This window comes from Corynebacterium sp. HMSC065D07 (assembly GCF_001810695.1).
GTDB classification, from domain to species: Bacteria; Actinomycetota; Actinomycetes; order Mycobacteriales; family Mycobacteriaceae; genus Corynebacterium; species Corynebacterium hesseae.
Map to the genome: position 1 here is coordinate 250,447 of NZ_KV802471.1, position 18,289 is coordinate 268,735.

The window sequence follows — 18,289 nt, forward strand, 5'->3', positions numbered from 1 at the left end:
CACCGCTTATCCCTGCCCAAGAATCTGTTTCGCAACGGCTTCACCGATACGCACCGCGCCGTCGACGTGCTGGTAACCTGCACCAGCGATGTCAGAAGAGGAGTAATAGATAGGGCCGGTTGGTTTGTTCTGAAGATGGCCCCAACGCGATAGTCCACCCAAATCGTATGACGTTGCGTAGGCTCCGCGAGTCCATTCTTCGGCCGCCATATCGGAGAGGAAGAATGCGATTGGCTTCTTCACCTTGTCACCAAGGTAAATGGACATTGCATCGAGGATGCGCTCTTTGCGTTCTTCAGCGGGGAGAGCCCACATCTCTTCGGCGTAAACGTCGGAAACAAAGCCAACCAATGTGCCGAATGCGTCTTCTTTTCCTTCCTCACCGCCTGCGAAGTTTTTGCCGTAATTGGTGTTGTCATAGATTTCGGCAACGAGTCGATCGCCACCGAATGCAGTACCGGACAGTCCCTCTTCACGCCAGAAGGGAGTTTCATAGACTGCATGAACTTTGATGACGAGACCCATGGAAATGTGCTGATGGGCAACATGCTGTTCTCGCGGCAGGGGAGGCACGTAGGAAATGCGACTATAGAGGTTTGGCGGAACCGCAAGGATAGCGTTTTTAGCATGGACAACAGCGCGATCAGAGTAGGCAGTTACGGTTCCCGGTCCACCATTGTTGTCCACACCATTGCGGACGTCCGCTTCAACATTGTTGGGGGCGTCTGCCGTAGAAGGATCTGGCGTAGCCCATTCGAGAGTGCGAACAGGTGAACTGAGAATGACGTCATCGCCGAGTTCCTCTGCCATCGTTATGGAAACTGACTGCATGCCGCCGGCAACTCGCTTATCAAGCAAGAAGTTTTCATCAACAAGGTTGTCGAAAGAACCAGCAGATGAAGCCATCAGAGCTGCTTGAAGTACGGAAAAGGTGCGGGAAGGCTTAGTAAGCATTCCAGAGGAAATGTAAAGCGAGATGTTGTCAATTGCCTCAGAATCGTCAGATAGGCTTTCTAACCAGTCACGGAAGGATTGGCTATCGAGTTCTTTGGCTCGTGGGTGCTCCCAAGGGGCGTTAGCGTCGACTTCCTCGGCCAGCTGATTGAGCTCAGCGATCAATCGATTCATCTCGGAGGCGGTTTCCTCTGACGTCGGGAAGGTATCTCCCTCAAATTCGTGGCGGGTGCCATCTGGGGACACGTAGACTGACTTTCCTTCGCGGTACCGATCAAAAGTCTCGAGTCCGAGCTCCTGGACGAGTTCGGTGAGGCGCGTTTGATCGGGCGAAATCCACTGGCCGCCGATCTCAATGAAGTGTTCAGTACCTTGGTCGTCGAGTACCTTTCCGTTCCAAGTACGGCCGCCCACGCGATTGCGGGCTTCGAGAACGCAGACTGATTTTCCTGCTTTCTTGAGGGTACGGGCAGCCATTAGCCCTGAAGCGCCGGCGCCGATGATTACAACATCGACTGTGCGCTCTTCGGCGTTGGGATTACCATTACGTTGCGTGACCATTGGAGCGTTTCTCCTTCGCGTGCAGTAGGTATGCGGTGAGTGAGACCTTCGTATGGACGATGGTGTTTCAACGTTAAATTAAAGGGTTTAATTTAACGTTGTGACTACAGTAACAAACGTGCGGTAAGAATTGTAGGGATCACAATGGTAAATGTTTCGCGCCCCAAAGGGCGGCCAGTGAAAGCGCTGGTGAACCGGCAAAAAATAGCATCAGCCGCACTGCAAATTGTTGATCGCAAGGGGCTTGAATCCCTATCGATGTCAGCGGTAGCTCGGTCAATGAAGGTCAGTACCGCAGCGCTCTATAATCACATTTCGAATAAAGAAGAACTGCTGGCTCTGGTTCAAGATGACATCATCGCTAAAGTCGATACTTCGTCGCTGAAGCTCGCCCTTGCAGGGGAACTGCCAGCAGCTGATGCGCTTCGGCAATGGGCATGGTCGTATCGGGATATTCTGGCTGATAACATCCCGCTGATTCGTGTAATTACTGAGCTTCCACTTTATGGTTCGCCGCAAACGATTTCGATGTACGAATTGCTCGTCCAAGTAATTGCACTTGCTGGAGTTCCCGAACCGGAAGTGATTACGAGGCTTGTCGCAGTAGAATCTCTAGTTTTTGGATCTGCTTACGACGTTCATGCGCCTTTGAATATTTTTGAATCGCCTGGGCCTGGAGATAGCCCATTGAACAGGATGAATGACATCTACCTGGCGCAATTCCGAGAGCAGTCTTCGGAGGAGAGCGAACAATCTAAACTTCGCGCGGACAAGTCGTTTGAAACTGGTTTGGAAGCCCTGTTGGAAAAGTTCCTATCATCCGATGAGGCTTAAATTTGTGACGCCTATTTAGAGAACACAGCCCCACGGATAAAACAGATTCCATCCAGCAGCTTCTTGAATAGCTGACAAAGAAGGATGAAATGCGAAACCCTCCCCTGCAGCTAGGGATGAACTGCTATCGGGGAGGGAAGCACCTTGGGGGAATAAGCTGGTTGAGCTTAGGTCTCGCTAGATTTTGGAGAGTTTTTGGATTCTGTGCGGTGGGCGTTCGGATCGATCGGGTGCCCGTCAGCGTCCAGATCATTGAGTTCTGCCAGCTCTGTGAAATCCGCCTGGGCGTCGGCGAAGCCTTCCTCCGGATCGATCTCATCGAAGTTGCGGATGGTGCCGTCGCGCTCGTCCTTGAACATGTCCTTGCCGTAGATGACCAGCACCATAATGATGCCGGCGGCGAATCCCCACGCGGCGCCCTGGGTGGCCAGCACGCCAGCGGTTACGCCTGCGATGCCGAGGTCTTTCTGGTTCTTGGCCTCCATGATGCCCACACGCACGGATACGAAGCCCTGGATGATGAGCGTCAGTGCCAAGCCCACCGGCAGGATAGGCTCAACGAAAGAGGTAATCGGTAGCAGGAGGAGGCCCGTGTTGGTGCCCCAGCGGAAGGAGCCCGCGCCACCGAATATGGTGCGCATGGCGCGCTTGCCCTGCTTGTAGCGCTCAACGATGACCACGTGCATCGCCGCCCACAGTGGACCACACATGGCGATGTCTGGGCCGATGATGGACATCAGCATGTTGCGGCCGCCGAAGAGGAGGTGTGCGCGCGACGGGCTGTAGACCACGGCCTCATCCGTACGGACATGGTCGGCTTCCTTGAGAACGGCGTTGGCTTGCAGGACGTCACCGAAGACGACGATGTAGGCAGCCAACACTGTGGGGATGGCGGTGAGGAACATGTGCGCCGGTGGCAAGCCAACGCCGAAGACCGTGTACTCAGACCACAAGGTCATGAAGTCAGGCTTGGAGAAGCCCCATTCCACGTCCGGCCACGGTGCCTCGCCGGCCAGCGGTGCGACGAAAACCGCGACGAAGATTGCAGGCAGGATGCCTAGCGAAGCCAGGAAGCGCCAGCCGGCGGCCTTCTGCCGCAGTGCCTGGAAGCCGCGCGAATACATGAGGAAGAAGGCCACGGCCACCGCGATGGTGATGGTGATAGGGAAGGAGTGGAAACGTCCGTCTTCTTGAAATACCGAGATAATCGCTGCAATACCGGCACCAAGCACGATACCGGCGCGCAGACCTGAAGGAATGAGGCGAACGACCTTTGACGCCCACCCAGTTATACCCAGTGTTAAGGAGAATATGCCCAGCAAGAGCTGGAAACTGATCAGCGCCCAGATTCGCTGCTCTCCTTCCGGGAAGGTCTGGATGTAGACCGTCAGCAGCGGAATAGCTGGGGTAATCCAGCCCGGGACAACCGGGTCACCCAAGAGGTGGTGGGTCAGGTAGAGAAGGCCGTTGAGCATGACGACGGCCAGTGCCGCCTCATAGGGCATGCCGAGGGCCTCAGTCATCAGGGGGATAGCGCCCAGATCGACCACGCACATGAACAGGCCTTGGGCAAAGTCCGGCCACTCAATGCGGTAGTGCACGAACGGCAAGCGGACATCAAATGGCCCCATTTTCCAGTGGGGCGAAGCTTGACCGATTCCCTGTTCTTCGGGTTCGGCGGCTTCGGTGGTTGCGGCCATGACGGCCTCCTTTCAAAGAAAAGGGACCAAGCCCCACGGGCGCGAACCGCGCAGGGCTTGGTGAGGAAAGGCGAAGTGGTTGAGGTTTAGACGAGTCTTGCTTAGTCGAACTCGATGATCTGGCGCAGTGCCACACCGTCGGACAGGCGGTCCATGGCGGTGTTGATGTCCTCGAGCTTGATGTGGTCGGAGATCAGGGCCTCGGCGTTGAGCTTGCCCTCACGCCACAGCTGCTCGTACTTCGGGATGTCCTTCGACGGAACGGAGGAACCCAGGTAGCAGCCGTGCAGGCGGCGTGCCTCACCGGTCATCACGAGCGGGTCGATGGTGATGGTGGAGCCCGGTGCTGGCAGGCCAACGGTAACGGTCAGGCCACCCGGTGCCGTGACCTTGTAGGCGGTTTCCAGGGCCTTCGGGTGGCCGGCGGCCTCCACGACGGCGGTGAACTTCTTGCCGGACTCTTCAGCTTCCTGCGGGGTCATGGCGGAAGTAGCACCGATTTCGAGGGCCTTTTCGCACTTGTCCTTCTGCATGTCGATGCCCACGATCTCTTTCACGCCGAGCGCAGCGGCGGTGATGATGGCGGCCATGCCCACGCCACCGAGGCCGACGACGGCGATGCTGTCTTCGGGCTTTGGATCGATTTCGTTGAGGATGGCGCCGCCGCCAGTAAGGATGGCGCAGCCGAGAATAGCGGCGATATCCGCCGGGACATCGGAGCCCACCGGCACGACGGAGAGCTCGGAAACCACTGCGTGGGTGGCGAAGCCGGAAACACCGAGGTGGTGCTGGACCATCTCACCATTGCGGGTGAGGTGGCGAGTACCGCGGATGAGGGTGCCCTCGTTGTTGGTCTTGGAGCCGACCTCACAGGGCATCTTGCCGTCGGTCTTGCAGCCGGCGCACTCGCCGCAGCGCGGCAGGAAGGTCATGACCACGTGGTCGCCAACCTTGACGTTGGTCACGCCTGGGCCGATCTTCTCGACGATGCCAGCGGACTCGTGACCCAAAAGCATCGGCAGCGGGCGGGGGCGGTTGTTGTTGACCACGGAGAGGTCGGAGTGACAGAGGCCAGCGGCGGTGATCTTGACCAGGATCTCGCCTTCGCCGGGGGCGGTGAGCTCGAGCTCGCTCACGGTAATTGGCTTGGAATCGGCGTAGGGACGCTCATCGCCGGAGCGCTCCAAGACAGCGCCGCGAATGGTAATCGTGTCAGACATATCTACCTCCAGACATCGGGTGGGGTTAATGCAACGTAATGTACGCCACAGGATGTCGATGAGGGCAGGAACGGTATGGGGGAATCTACATCAGACAGCTATTTAGATAGGGAATTCTCTACTTGCCGAGCATGTGGGCGCGCAGCGCCACGAAGACATCGAGCCCGCGCTGGCCGACGGCCCACTCATCACCCATCAACTCAGCGATCCGGTCGAGCCGTTGGCGCACCGTATTGGGGTGGATGAACATGGCGCGGGCCGTCTGCGGGATGCTGTGCCCGGAGAGCAGATAGTGGTGGGCGGTATCGGTCAGCTCCGTGGAATGCTCCTCGTCATAACGCAGCAGCGGGCCGATGGTGCGCGTGGATAGAGCGTTCAATGCGTGAGGGTCCGCACCCAAGATGAGGCCCACTGTGCCCAGGGAGTCCTCGGTGATGAGGCGGCCGCGCACTCCCAGGGCGAGCGCTGACTCCAGGTAAGACATAGCGGAATCGTGTGCGCTGCGCGCTTCACTCAGGCCATCAAAGCCGATGGCGGAGACCGTTAAATCGGGGAACTCAGATAGCAACGGGGCCAGCGCCGTATCGATGCCCCGATCCGGCTGGTACAGAACGCACACGTGCTGATCGTGGTGCGTAATAGCGGCATTGCCCGGCAAGAGGTGCTCTAGCTGCGGACGAGTGGGCAGGCTCTTTGCTGAGTGCAGGCCCACGAAATACAGCTGTGCTGAGGAGTTCAGGCTGATACCCGTCAGATGTCGCAGGCGAGCAATCTCCTCGCGCCCGGCATTGCCGAGAGCCACGGCATAGACCAGGTCATCGACTTTGCGCGCGGTGGCGTCGACAAGCGCCTCAGCAAAAAGGGCGATTGACGTAAAAGCCGCGGAGGCGTGGCTGATGACGCGCAATTCGGCGTCGCTGAGCTGCTTGTCCACACCAATCGTGCCCAGTGCACGGCCATTAAACTCCACGGGGAACGTGCTTGCTGGGAAAGTGTCCGGGGCATCCTCCGTGGTCCACAGCATCACCGGAGCGTCGAGACTTTCAGTCAGCACGCGTTCGAGTTCTTCGAAGCTGGCATTATTCATGAGCACGTGAAGCAGTTTCGCGTTGACCTCATTGAGCCACTGCAGCTCTTCCACATGGCGGCTCAGAGCTATCTGCGATCGGGTTAGCTCGGCAACGGATTCGCCCTGGCTCTCAATGACTTGCGCATTTTCCAATGCCACAGAGGTAATAGAGCCAAGCACCTCGAGCGCGGCAATTTCCTCGTGCGTGTAGTGGCGAGGGTGGCGGTCGCCCACGAGCAGCGCACCGATGGTGCGCCCGGCAATGCGAATCGGAGCGCCAAGGATACCGCGGATGCCTTCGGCCTCCACCGCGCGGTCCACGTAATCCACGTGCGTGACGTTGGGGTCGGCGGAATGGTCATAGGTCCACGCCGGGCGGTTGGTGGCGGCCACAATGCCGAGGATTCCAGATCCCATCGGCATGTTGATGGTGCGGAAGTCCTCGGTGACGACACCGCTGGTGGCCAGCACTTTGGTAAAGCCGGAGCCCTCATCGTTGAGGCTGAGATAACCCACGTCCGTGCCAATAGTGGTGCGCGCGTGGCGCACGATGGCGTGGAAGATATCAGATGATTCGCGGCCCGAGTTGAGCATCTGGGAAACATCGAGCAGCTTGGTCGACATCACCCGCCACGTGTGGTTGGCGCGCATGGTCTCCTCAACGGCCCGAAGCGAACTGAGCTCCTCGGCATCCAGTTGCTCTCGCAGCTCGTCGGGGACACGGGTGCCGCTGGCGAGGTGGGAGAGTACGGTGCCGAGGAGAGACATGCCTACAGTTTATTTGGATCAGATTATTAGGATCAGACTTTTTTCTTAGTGCGCGGAATGGGCTTGCCAGTGATGAGCGCGTGGAGCTTGCCATCACCAATCTGCAGCTCTTCGGGCACGTCCTCGGAATCGACCTCAGTCATGATTTCTCTGATGAAGTCAGATTCGGGAATGGAGGAATTGCGGGCGATAGCGGAAAGCTCGCGCATTTCCTCATCAGAGAGATGGTTGTCATTCTCAAAACGCTTCTTGAGTAGTTCGCGGGCACGGCGGCGCAGATCGGCCTCAGACTGCAGGTCCTTGCGGTTCTTCATCCAAGCAAAGCCGATGATGAACATGATGGCGATACCCATGTAGCCCAGAATCGGATATACCCAGCCGATGAGGTTAGAGAAGCCGACGAAGGAGAGCACGAATCCGATGAGCACCGAGATGACATAAACCTTGTAGAAGTGCTGTGGCTTGCCACGGGTCAGGCGCTTGGCAAAGGCATAGAACATACCGATGGCGGTGTTATAAATCATGCCGTAGATAGCAATGGACATGGCGACTCCGAGCGCTGGATGAATCTGCTCAATCATGGCCAAGGTTGGCATTTCGGCGTCGGTAATCGGGCCCACCGAAACGTAGAGGCCGCCCACCAGGACCGCGAGCAGGAACAGGAAGCACAGGCCGCCGAGGATGCCGCCATAGCCCACTTCCTTGGCATCGAGGAAGTTGCCGCCGATGACGATCATCATGGAGACCACCACGATGACGTTGAGGCCCAAGTTATTGATGGCGGAGACCCACCAGTTGGGCAGCGTGGTGGGAATGGTCTGCGCCTGCTCGTTGAGGTGTGACCAATCGGGGCTGGACGTCAACACGGTATACACGGTGCCGATGGTCAGCAGGATGATGATGAACGGGGTGATAGCGCCAATGGCGATGGTCACCTTGTCGACATCGAGCAAACCAGTCAGCAGCGTGAGAATGAGCATGAGGATCGCACCGATCCACACCGGCCAGCCCCACTGCTGGTTGAGGTTGGTGCCGGCGCCGGCGAACATGGCGAAGCCGATGCAGAAAAGACAGGTCAGCGTGGCGAAGTCAAGGATCTTCGACACAATTGGCGTGGACACCGCGTTGAACACAGAAGTGTGTTCTTTTGCGCGGTGATAAGAACCCAATTGGAGAATGGTGATTCCGGAAATGGTCATGGCCAGTGCGGTGACGATGGCACCGACGATGCCCATGTTTCCGAAGGCAACGAAGTATTGGAGGGCCTCACGGCCGGACGCGAAGGAGGCTCCCGCGAGCACGCCGATGAAGGCCATCGCGATGCCGAATGAGCGTTTAAGCATGGTGAACCTAACTGTGGATGGATTAATGCTTCTACTTATGCAGACGGGGCAGGCCGCCTAGGAAGGGTGCCTGCCCCGTGTGTGATGGAGCGATAGCTGTTATCTCGTCACTGCCTTGATGAACTCGGCGATTCCAGCAAGCTCCTCCTCGCCGCGGTCAATGATCGCCGCGGAGGTAAAGAGCCCGTGGTGGTAGCCCAGGAGGTGCTTGTGAGTGACGTCGACGCCAGCTTTAGCTAGCTTCCCGGCATACTCGATGCCCTCATCCGCCAGTGGATCGTTGTCCACCGTGATGACGAGCGACGGGGGCAGGCCCTCCGGCAGCTCTTCCAACAGCAGCGGAGAGAGATCCGTGGCGGTGCGCTGGGATTCCTCCGTGACGAAGGTATCGATGAACCACCGCATGGTGTCGGAGGCGAGAGGGAAGCCTTCCTCCAGGCGTTTGTAGGAAGCACCGTTCTCGGTGCGCTCGCGGGAGCAATCCGTGATCGGGTAGAGCAGGATCTGGGCGCTGAGCTTGGCGACGTCGTCAAGCACCGCGAACTCATTCGCCAACGTGGCAGCCAGCTGGCCGCCGGCCGAATCACCGGCGACCGCGATGGAGGTCACGGTCAGTCCGTGCTCTGCCTCGGGGTTGGACAGCCAGCGGTAGGCGGCGCGGCAATCGTCGATAGCCGCCGGGTAGGTGTGCTCCGGGGCGAGGCGATAATCCACCGCGACGACCGGGAGGCCGGTCAGCACCGCGATACGGCGTACCGAGGAGTGGTGGGTCTCCAGGTTGCCCATGAGCCAGCCACCGCCGTGCATGTAGAGCACCGCGGGGGTCTCCTGGCCGCGTTCTGCCTCCGGGCGGGGGTCATAAAGGCGAACCTGGAACTGGTCGACCTGGAAATCTGTGGTCGCAGGTTCCTTTTCTTCGTGGAGAGGGTTGGCGTGGGCCGAGGCTACGTAGTTCTCACGCACCTGCGGGATGGGGAAGTTATGGAAGGACTTCGCTCCACCATCGCGGAAAGGCTTCAGCGCCTTCCACGCATCCTCAGCGACGGGGCGCCCGGAGTATTCGTCGTGCAGAGTGTGCATCGTGATCACTACCTTCTAGACCAGCTCGTAGTCGTTGATCTCCAGCTTGTCGGTGAGCTCGTAGTACTCAGCAACGTTGCCGGACCAGTTGTTGATGACGCGGCCTTCCTCGTTCTTGTACCACGAGGAGCAGTCAGCGGAGAACGCAGATTCCTCGAGTTCCTTCTGGATGCGGGTGTTGAACTCGTCGATGACGTTCTTCTTCACGTCGAGGGCTGCCTCCGGGTTCTCGCGCAGGTAAGCAACGGCCTGGGAGATGTAGCGGTCCTGTGCCTCGAGCATGGCTACCACGGAGTGGTGGTTGAGGTTGGTATTCGGGCCGTAGAGCATGAAGAAGTTCGGGAAGCCATCCACGGTCATACCCAGGTAAGCCTCCGGAGAGTTGCCCCAGCGCTCGCGCAGGTCGATGCCGTCGCGGCCGGCAATCGGCAGGTCGCCCTGGAATTCCTGGGAGTGGAAGCCGGTGGCGTAGATGACCACGTCGAAGTCGTGCTCGACACCGTCCTCGGTGCGGATGCCGGTCTCGGTGAACTTCTCGATACCAGCGGTGACAAGCTCCACGTTGTCACGGTTGAAGGTCGGGTAGAAGTCATCGGAGCGCAGGATGCGCTTGCAGCCGAAGGCGAAGGTCGGGGTGAGCTTTTCCACCAGCTCCGGGTCGTTGACCTGAGAGCGCAGGTGCTCCATGGCCTGCTCGACACCCTCGGCGGCGGAGTCGGTGCCCTTGCGGGTGCGGTCGAAGCCCTCCTCGCGGACCTCGTGGATTTCCTGGCGGATGGCGCGGTAGGAATCCGGGTTCTCCTGGAACTCCTTGGTCTCCTCCTCGGTGAAGATGACCTGGTTGCGCGGCAGAATGTAGTTTGCGGAGCGCTGGAACACGGAGAGCTTCTCCGCTTCCTTGGCAACCTCCGGAACCAGCTGGACAGCGGAGGCCGCGTTGCCGATGACGGCGACCTTCTTGCCGTTCAGGTCGACGTCGTGGTTCCACTCGGCGGAGTGGAACTGCACGCCCTGGAATGCCTCGCGGTTCGGGAAGTTCGGGATCTTCGGCTTGGAGAGCTGGCCCCAGGCGCCGACGAAGACGCGGCCGTAGTAGGTCTCACCGTTGGCCTCGATCTCCCATGCCTTGAGGTCTTCCTTCCACTCGGCGCGGGTGATGCGGTGGTTGAACTTGATGTGATCGTAGAGGTTGAACTCCTCGGCAAGGGCCTTGAGGTAGCCCTGCATCTCGTCCTGACCGGCGAACATGCGGGAGACGCCGAGGTTGAGGAAGTAGGAGTAGCAGTAGATCAGAGCCTGGGTATCGCAGGCAGCGCCCGGGTAGGTGTTGTCGCGCCAGACGCCGCCGACCTCGTCGGCTGCTTCGAGGATGAGGAAGTCCTGCTGCTCGTCGCGAACAAGTTGGGCGCCCATGCCCAGTCCGCCGTAGCCGGTGCCGAGGATGATGCAGTCGTAGATCTTCATAGTGGTGTGTCTCCTTGAGGTGTTGGTGTTTCGGATTAGTTCGCGCGGATAGCTTCAGCCAGAACCTGGAGGCCGTCACGCAGGGTGGACTCGTTGATGACCAGTGGCGGCAGGAGGCGGATGACGTTGCCGTCGAGGCCGCAGGTGAGGATGAGCACGCCCTGCTCGCGGCAGGTCTTGGCCACCTTGGCGGTGAGGTCGGCGTTTGGCTGGTTGTTGTCATCGACCAGCTCGATGGCGATCATGGCTCCGCGGCCGCGGACCTCAGCAACGGTGGTGAGCTCGAGCAGCGGCTCCAGCTCTTCGCGGATGATGTCCTCGATCTCGCGGGCGCGGGAGTTGAGGTCCAACTCCTCCATTTCCTCGAAGGCTGCCAGGGAAGCAGCGCAGGCCACCGGGTTACCGGCATAGGTGCCACCCAGGGAACCCGGGTCCGGTGCATCCATGATTTCGGCGCGGCCGGTCACAGCGGACAGTGGCATGCCGCCGCCCACGCCCTTGGCGGTGGTGATGAGGTCCGGGATGATGCCCTCGTCTTCACAGGCGAACCAGGAGCCGGTGCGGCAGATGCCGGCCTGGATCTCATCGGCGATGAAGACAACGCCGTTGTCGGTGCACCATTCCTGCAGTGCCGGGAGGAAGCCCTTGGCCGGCTCAACGAAGCCGCCCTCGCCCTGAACCGGCTCGATGATCACGGCGGCCAGTTCTTCGGTGCCGACGTACTGCTCGATGTAGCGCAGGGTGCGCGCTGCTGCCTGCTTGCCGTCGAGGCCGTCGCGAAGCGGGTAGGACATCGGCGCGCGGTAGATGTCAGCGGCCAGGGTGCCAAAGCCGGACTTGTACGGCTTGTTCTTGGCGGTCATGGTCATGGTCAGGTTGGTGCGGCCGTGGAAGGCGCCGTCGAAAACCACGACGCGGTTCTTGCCTGTGTAGCGGCGAGCGATCTTGATGGCGTTCTCCACTGCCTCAGCACCGGTGGAGAAGAGGCAGGACTTCTTCTCGTGGGTGCCCGGGGTCAACTCGTTGAGCTTCTTGGCTACCTGGACAAAGCCCTCGTAAGGAGCGTTGAGGAAGCAGGTGTGGGTGAGGTGGCTAGCAGCCTCGGCGACGGCTTTGGCAACGCGCTGGTTGGAGGCGCCGACGGAAGTCACGGCGATGCCGGATGCGAAGTCGACGATGGTGTTGCCGTCGACGTCGACAAGCACGCCACCGTCGCCGTCAGTGATGTAGGAGGGGTAGCCCGGGATGACGCCAGCGGCGACGTCTGCTTCACGGGCGGCATTCAGCTCCTGGCTGCGGGGGCCAGGGATTGCGGTGGAAACATTCCGCTCCTGGGGGAGGCGGTGCTTGAGATCCTGCATGCTGTCTGCTCCTTAATGCTCGGGATTTGCTATGACGTAGGTCATTCTGGCGGCTAAACTTCAGGAGGGCCACAGACGATCTGGTGAAAGAATGGTGAGAAATTGTCCACAGTGGATAAGGGGGTAGCGGCCGGGCTGGAAGAGGGGAGCGTGTCCCTCACCTGGTTGGCCAATCAACCCGATCTGGGGATAGAGATTCTGCACGATTGCAAGCGGTCCTTTTCCGTGATGCACCCGTGTGAACTGCGCGATCCGCGCGAATTTGTGGGATCCGGGGCCGTCATTTTGCTCACCGGCATGGCATTTGAAGGACAGCCTGAGGAGCTGGAAGAGTACATCCGCAAGGTGGCCGAGGGTGGGGTGACGGGGGTGGGTTTCGGCGTTGGACTGGCCTTTGCCGAGGTTCCGCCCGGCATGCTGGAGGCCGCTCGGGAATGCAATGTTTCGCTCTTCACGGTGGCGCGGCGCGTACCTTTCGTCTCGGTGCTCGCGCGTTTGCACGACGAGTTGCAGCGCCAGCGCGAGGAAGGGTTGGAGCGTTTCATCGCCCAGCAGGGTGCGCTGAACGACGCCGCCGTGGCCGGCCTCGATGCCCTCGTGGACAAGACCAGTCGCCTCCTAGGCGCGCATTCCTGTCTCGTCGATAAAGACGGGCGCGTCTTTGCGCAGTCGAGCTACCCGGGGCTGCCTCCGGTGGATTGGGCGCCTGTGATCGCCGATACTCGCGCCCAGAACTTCTACGCCGCGCGCCGCGTGGGCGGGTGGAATGTCTTGGCCCAGCGCTTGGCCGACCACGGTGCGCGCTCCTTCGGGCTCTTGGCAGTGTCGCGTGATGGCTTTGGTGTGAACGAACGCGCGCTGCTCAAGCAGGCCGCGGGCCTAGCGGAGCTTAGCGTGAAGCGCCCACAAGAGCTGCGGCGCACACAGAATGAGCTCAACTCCATGGCTTTGGCCATTCAGCTGGGGTTGGACGAACCCGAAGATCCCATGCGGCGCATCTTCCACCTCGTGGGCGATGCGCAGGGGAGGGTGCGCCCGGTCTTGGTGAAATCCGAGGGGGAGCGGGCTCACCAGCGCTTCATCCAGGCCCTGGACGCCCGCCTTCAAGACCACGGGCGTTTGCTCTTCGAGTACGCGCTGGATAAGTCCTCCAGCCTTCTGCTCTTTAGGGGAAACCGAACGATGAAAAACCTGCAGGATTTGTTGCGCGATATTCGCGGGAGCAAGCGGATCGTCGTGGGCCAACCCATGCCGTGGGCCGAGCTGGGGGTGGGGATTGTCCACGAGCTGGAGTCTTTCGCTTTCGGGCTGCAGCCGGGGATGCTTGCGGGGCCGGAATCGCGCACCTTGAGCTGGACTAGGGACCCTCGGGTTAAAGGAGCGGTGCACAACCGCGCGAAGGAGACCTGGGGCAAGGTGCGTTCCTTTGACGCCGAGCACGGCACCGACTTGGCGGAAACACTGGAGGTTTACTTGCGCGCCGGCGGGCATGTAAGCCGCACCGCTGAGGAGCTGCATTCGCACCGCCACACCGTGCGCAAGCGCATCGCGGACTTGGAGGAATTATTGGAGGTTGATCTTAAGGATCCTCTCGTGGCGGCGGAACTTCTCATCCTGGGCGTGAGCGTTCCGGACTGAGTTCTTAAGAGTCAAGGCTGAGCAAGAGCAGCTCCGCGCGGGTGACGGGATTGCTCAGGTCCACGCCGCAGAGTTGCTCGATCTTGTCCAAGCGGGCGCGCACGGTGTGGCGGTGAACGCCGAGTTCCGCGGCGGCGGTGGCCAAGTTGGCGTTGCCCACGAGGAAGGAACGCAGCGTGGCGCACAGCTCTGTGTTGTGCTGCGCATCGTGCTCGGTAAGAAGGCTGACTGTGGCCGCGCGCCGTGCAGCGAGGGCCTCGGGTACTCCGGGTTCTGCCAGCCAGGTAGGGGCAGCAGAATCGAAGGTCGCCACAGTACCGAGTTGCAGGCTGCGCGCGTGGCTCTGGAGAGAGGACAAGAGCGCCGGTGTCAACGCTTGCCATTGGGTGTGCTGCAGGATGGACGTTCGGAGGTAGCGGGTGTGTTTCCCGCACAAGTTCGTGTGCGCGGTGCCCGGGGGAAGAGCGATAAGCGCGGAATCGTGTTCCGGGCGGATGAGGCTGAGAGGCTCGGCTTTTCCAATCTCGCTTAATGCCCGCGCGAGGCGGGAGGGTGATGGTGCCGTGAGAAACAGAACATCCACGAGGTCGTGGCTATCGACCGTATGGAAGGCCGCCTGTAAGGCAGGGGAGTCAACCCCGGCCAGTTGGGCGTCAAGCGCCAACGCCCCGAGGATCGTGTGCGCAGTGGTGTCGGGATGATCTAAGAGCAGGCTGGCCAGGCCCGCGAGGTGCCGGATGAGCGCGCGGGAGTAGGAATCGAACTTCTCTGCACGCGTTACCGCGATGGCCCAGCGCCGTCCCGCCGAGCCGAAGATGCTGGTGATGGTTGCGCCTGTGCTTGTCGACGTCCCCGTTCCCCGCCCCGTCTGCTCCGCGGCCTCCACCGCGGCGTCGGCCGCACTGAGCTGACCGCGATCGCTGCGGCTGACCACCGCTCCGGAGGAACTTGCCACCGCCACTGCGGCGCCGAGTTCTTTGCTGGCTTGCATGACGAGCACCCTGATGCTCGTGGCCGCGGCCTGGTTGAGACGCTCCTGCTGGCGGTGGAGTGAAAAGTGCGCGTTGTTGTCCAAGCGGGCCTGTTCTTGAGCCACGGCCGTGGTGATGGATACAAAACGGGTGGCGCGCGGGACCTCAAAGAGGGTGAGATTGTGCTGGGAGCAGGCGCGGATAAGTTCTGTAGGAACCTCGCCGAAGGCCAGTCCAGTGCCGAAGCCAATGCCCTGCACACCGGCCGCGGCCAGGGCCGCACCATAGCGTTCGAAGCCCTCCGGTTCTTCCTGGAAGGCAAGCCCCAATGTGAGCATGAGCGCGCCGGGGGAGGTGAACTCGCTGGGGTCCGCGAGCTCGGAAGCGTGGATGGTGTTGAATGTGGCGCTACCGGTGACGATGCTTCGCAGGTTCAATGAGCGCTGGTTGAGCAGCCAGCGGAAGGAAATCTCACGCATGGTGGACAGAGTACACAGCTATGGGGAGGAAATTTATACATCTCGTCCATAGTGTGCGGAGGGTGGTGGAGACCACACTAAGGGGCACACTATTCATCCGAGCACAAAAGGAAGACCATGCAGGAACTTCAGTACCACATTGAGCAGTCTCGCCACCTGGGCCAGCAGGTCCCGGGCCCGAAGAGCGCCGCCCTGGATGAGCGCCGCAAGAACGCCCTCCCCGCGGGCATGGCGCCGTCGCTTCCGGGCTACGTAGTGGATGCCGATGGCGGCATTCTTGCCGACGCCGACGGCAACCGCTTCATCGACCTCGCCTCCGGCATCGCCGTGACCTCCGCTGGCGCTTCGAACCCGGCCGTCGTGGCCGCGGTCCAAGAGGCCGTCGCGCACTTCACCCACACCTCCTTCACCGTTTCTCCTTATGAGTCCTACGTGGCCGTGGCAGAAAAGCTCAACGAGGTCACCCCGGGTGACCACCCGAAGAAGACCGCGCTGTTCAACTCCGGCGCTGAGGCTGTCGAGAACGCAGTAAAGATTGCCCGCAACTACACCGGCAAGCGTGGTGTGGTGGTCATGGACCGCGCCTTCCACGGCCGCACCAACCTGACCATGGCGATGACCGCCAAGCAATCGCCCTACAAGAACGGCTTCGGTCCCTTCGCCCCGGAGATCTACCGCGCACCGATGTCCTACCCGCTGCGCGATGGTCTGAGTGGTGCCGAGGCAGCCAAGAAGACCATCACCATGATCGAGCAGGAAGTCGGCGCGACCAACCTGGCCTGCGTCGTTGCCGAGCCGATTCAAGGTGAGGGCGGATTCGTCGTTCCGGCTGAGGGCTACCTCGCAGCAATCCAGAAGTGGTGCAACGACAACGACGTCGTCTTCATCATCGACGAGATCCAGGCGGGCATGATGCGCACCGGTACCTGGTTCGCTTCCGACCATGAGGGCATCGTGCCGGACATGGTGACCATTGCGAAGGGCATTGCCTCCGGCATGCCGCTGTCGGCAGTGACCGGCCGCGCGGAAATCATGGATACCCCGCAGCCTGGTGGCCTGGGCGGTACCTACACCGGTAACCCGGTGGCGTGCGCCGCTGCGCTGGCAACCTTCAAGGAGTTTGAGGAGAAGGACTTCGGTGCGCGTGCTCAGAACCTGGAGAAGGTCGCCCGCGAGGAGCTGGAGCCCATCCTGGGCGATGAACGTGTGGCCGAGTTCCGCGGCCGCGGCGCCATGCTCGCACTCGAGTTCGTGACCGCTGAGGGCGAGCCGGACTCCGAGCTGGTGCACAAGATTGCTGACGGTGCCAAGGCCGAGGGCGTCCTGCTGCTGACCTGCGGCCTGGACCACAACGTCATCCGCTTCCTGCCTTCGCTGGCTATCCCGGAGGACCTGTGGCGTGAGGCGCTGCAGGTCGTCGTCAAGCAGTTCAACGAATTCAAGTAAGGCGACTGCAGTTCTCACCCGGCGATGGCCGGGTGAGTTCACGTTTTAGTAGCCGTTTAGTAGTCATTGGAGAAGTCTTTGTCCAACAACATCACTGTGCCGCAGAAGGATGAATCCACGAAGGAATTCAAGCCCGCGCTGTCCTTCGTGCAGGGCATTGCCCTCATCTTCGGCACCAACATCGGCGCTGGAGTTCTCTCCATTCCTTATGCCGCTCGCAACGGTGGGTTCCTCGCGCTCGTCATCGCCCTGCTCGTGGCTGGCACGCTCACGACCATTTCCATGTTGTACGTGGCGGAGTCCGCCATGCGCACCAAGGCCACGCTGCAAGTCTCGGGACTGGCCGAGCATTACCTGGGGCAGTGGGGGCGATGGCTGGTCTTCGTCGCCATCATCGTCAACGGTATCGGTGCGCTTATTGCCTATGCTGCCGGCTCCGGTGACTTAATCAACAACATTTTCGGTCTGCCGCCGCTTCTGGGCACGTTGATCTTCTTTGGGTTTGGCTCGTGGGTGATGTACCGCGGTCTGCACACCACGGGTGCCACCGAGGGCGCCATTACCGCCGGCATGGCCATCATCATCGCTGTCCTCTGCGGATGGACCATCCTGGGGCCAGGTATCAAGGTGGAAAACCTTTTGGTTCTTCACCCCTTCTTCATCGTCCCGATTCTGAACCTGGCAGTGTTTTCTTTCTTGGCGCAGTATGTGGTTCCGGAGCTGGTCCAGGGTATGGATCCGTCGAAGCCGCAGGAGACCGCGCGTGCGATCGTCGTTGGCATGGTCATCACGGGCTTTACCCTGGCGCTGGTGCCTTTTGCAGCCCTCGGCCTTCTCGGCATGGAGGTCACCGAAGTGGTGACCATCGCCTGGGGTGAGGCACTTGGCCCGGTTGCCTACTACCTGGCCAACATTTTTGCCCTGGCGGCCATGCTGACGTCATTCCTGGCGATTGGCTTCACCACCATGCGCAACGTCCTCGACATCTTCCACTGGGAAGGCGTGAAGGGGCAGCGCATCATCGCGGTGGCGCTGACGGTGGTACCGCCACTGGTGATCTCCATTGCAGGCCTCGGTGGCTTCGTTGCGGCGCTGTCCTATGCGGGCGGCTTTGCGGGGGCCATCATGTCCGTCATCCCGGTGATGCTGCTGCACGCCTCCCGCAAGAAGGGCTACCGCGATCCCGGCTGGACCGTGGGCGGTCTTGCGCACCCGGCTATTCAGGCAACCATCATCGTGGTGTATTTCTTGGCATTCATCTATTCGATCATTTCGATCGTCGGGTTGGTGCCGGCGGGTTGGGCTTAGTACAAGCGATTAGCCCTGAGAAAGGTACGAGATCGTAGACTCAGGCGAGCGATGTTCTTGAGCGGCGGTGGGCTACTGCGAAGTAGCCCACCG

General features: G+C 60.6%; 13 protein-coding genes. 4 read left to right on the forward strand and 9 right to left on the reverse strand.

Annotation, left to right across the window (positions count from 1 at the left end):
- Positions 1-6: 6 nt before the first annotated feature.
- Positions 7-1,515: a flavin monoamine oxidase family protein gene (locus HMPREF2760_RS10250; RefSeq protein WP_070597245.1), complete on the reverse strand. Its 1,509-nt coding sequence runs from the start codon at positions 1,513-1,515 to the stop codon at positions 7-9.
- A gap of 144 nt (positions 1,516-1,659) precedes the next feature.
- Here HMPREF2760_RS10250 and HMPREF2760_RS10255 point away from each other — a divergent pair, with 144 nt between their 5' ends.
- Entirely contained in the window at positions 1,660-2,349 is a 690-nt protein-coding gene (locus HMPREF2760_RS10255) for a TetR/AcrR family transcriptional regulator (RefSeq protein ID WP_070597247.1), read from the forward strand.
- 167 nt (positions 2,350-2,516) lie between these two features.
- Here HMPREF2760_RS10255 and HMPREF2760_RS10260 read toward each other — a convergent pair whose 3' ends face one another.
- The 7 genes from HMPREF2760_RS10260 to gabT (HMPREF2760_RS10290) form a co-directional block, all read right to left on the reverse strand.
- The gene (locus HMPREF2760_RS10260) at positions 2,517-4,049 is read right to left on the reverse strand and encodes a permease family protein (RefSeq protein WP_070597248.1); all 1,533 of its coding nucleotides are present in this window, start codon (positions 4,047-4,049) and stop codon (positions 2,517-2,519) included.
- A 101-nt stretch (positions 4,050-4,150) separates the two neighbouring features.
- On the reverse strand, positions 4,151-5,269 hold the full coding sequence (locus HMPREF2760_RS10265) for an alcohol dehydrogenase catalytic domain-containing protein (protein WP_070597250.1): 1,119 nt from the start codon (positions 5,267-5,269) through the stop codon (positions 4,151-4,153).
- Positions 5,270-5,387: 118 nt separating this feature from the next.
- Positions 5,388-7,106 carry a helix-turn-helix domain-containing protein gene (locus HMPREF2760_RS10270; protein WP_070597251.1) on the reverse strand — a complete coding sequence of 573 codons (1,719 nt, stop codon included), beginning with the start codon at positions 7,104-7,106 and terminating at the stop codon, positions 5,388-5,390.
- 32 nt (positions 7,107-7,138) lie between these two features.
- Positions 7,139-8,449: a YkvI family membrane protein gene (locus tag HMPREF2760_RS10275; RefSeq protein WP_070597254.1), complete on the reverse strand. Its 1,311-nt coding sequence runs from the start codon at positions 8,447-8,449 to the stop codon at positions 7,139-7,141.
- Between the two features lie 99 nt (positions 8,450-8,548).
- Positions 8,549-9,529 (reverse strand): alpha/beta hydrolase, encoded by a 981-nt coding sequence (locus tag HMPREF2760_RS10280; RefSeq protein ID WP_070597256.1) that lies wholly within the window; start codon positions 9,527-9,529, stop codon positions 8,549-8,551.
- A 15-nt stretch (positions 9,530-9,544) separates the two neighbouring features.
- Positions 9,545-10,993, reverse strand: a complete 1,449-nt coding sequence (locus HMPREF2760_RS10285; RefSeq protein ID WP_070597257.1) for a flavin-containing monooxygenase — start codon at positions 10,991-10,993, stop codon at positions 9,545-9,547.
- A 35-nt stretch (positions 10,994-11,028) separates the two neighbouring features.
- The gene (gene gabT / locus HMPREF2760_RS10290) at positions 11,029-12,354 is read right to left on the reverse strand and encodes a 4-aminobutyrate--2-oxoglutarate transaminase (RefSeq protein WP_070597259.1); all 1,326 of its coding nucleotides are present in this window, start codon (positions 12,352-12,354) and stop codon (positions 11,029-11,031) included.
- Positions 12,355-12,465: 111 nt separating this feature from the next.
- On the opposite strand from gabT (HMPREF2760_RS10290), the gene HMPREF2760_RS10295 reads away from it, so the two are divergent.
- Entirely contained in the window at positions 12,466-13,992 is a 1,527-nt protein-coding gene (locus HMPREF2760_RS10295) for a helix-turn-helix domain-containing protein (RefSeq protein WP_246823669.1), read from the forward strand.
- 4 nt (positions 13,993-13,996) lie between these two features.
- Here HMPREF2760_RS10295 and HMPREF2760_RS10300 read toward each other — a convergent pair whose 3' ends face one another.
- Positions 13,997-15,442 (reverse strand): PucR family transcriptional regulator, encoded by a 1,446-nt coding sequence (locus HMPREF2760_RS10300; protein WP_070597262.1) that lies wholly within the window; start codon positions 15,440-15,442, stop codon positions 13,997-13,999.
- Positions 15,443-15,559: 117 nt separating this feature from the next.
- On the opposite strand from HMPREF2760_RS10300, the gene gabT (HMPREF2760_RS10305) reads away from it, so the two are divergent.
- Positions 15,560-16,888 carry a 4-aminobutyrate--2-oxoglutarate transaminase gene (gene gabT, locus HMPREF2760_RS10305; RefSeq protein WP_070565209.1) on the forward strand — a complete coding sequence of 443 codons (1,329 nt, stop codon included), beginning with the start codon at positions 15,560-15,562 and terminating at the stop codon, positions 16,886-16,888.
- Between the two features lie 78 nt (positions 16,889-16,966).
- Positions 16,967-18,196: an aromatic amino acid transport family protein gene (locus HMPREF2760_RS10310; protein WP_070597264.1), complete on the forward strand. Its 1,230-nt coding sequence runs from the start codon at positions 16,967-16,969 to the stop codon at positions 18,194-18,196.
- Positions 18,197-18,289: the final 93 nt, after the last annotated feature.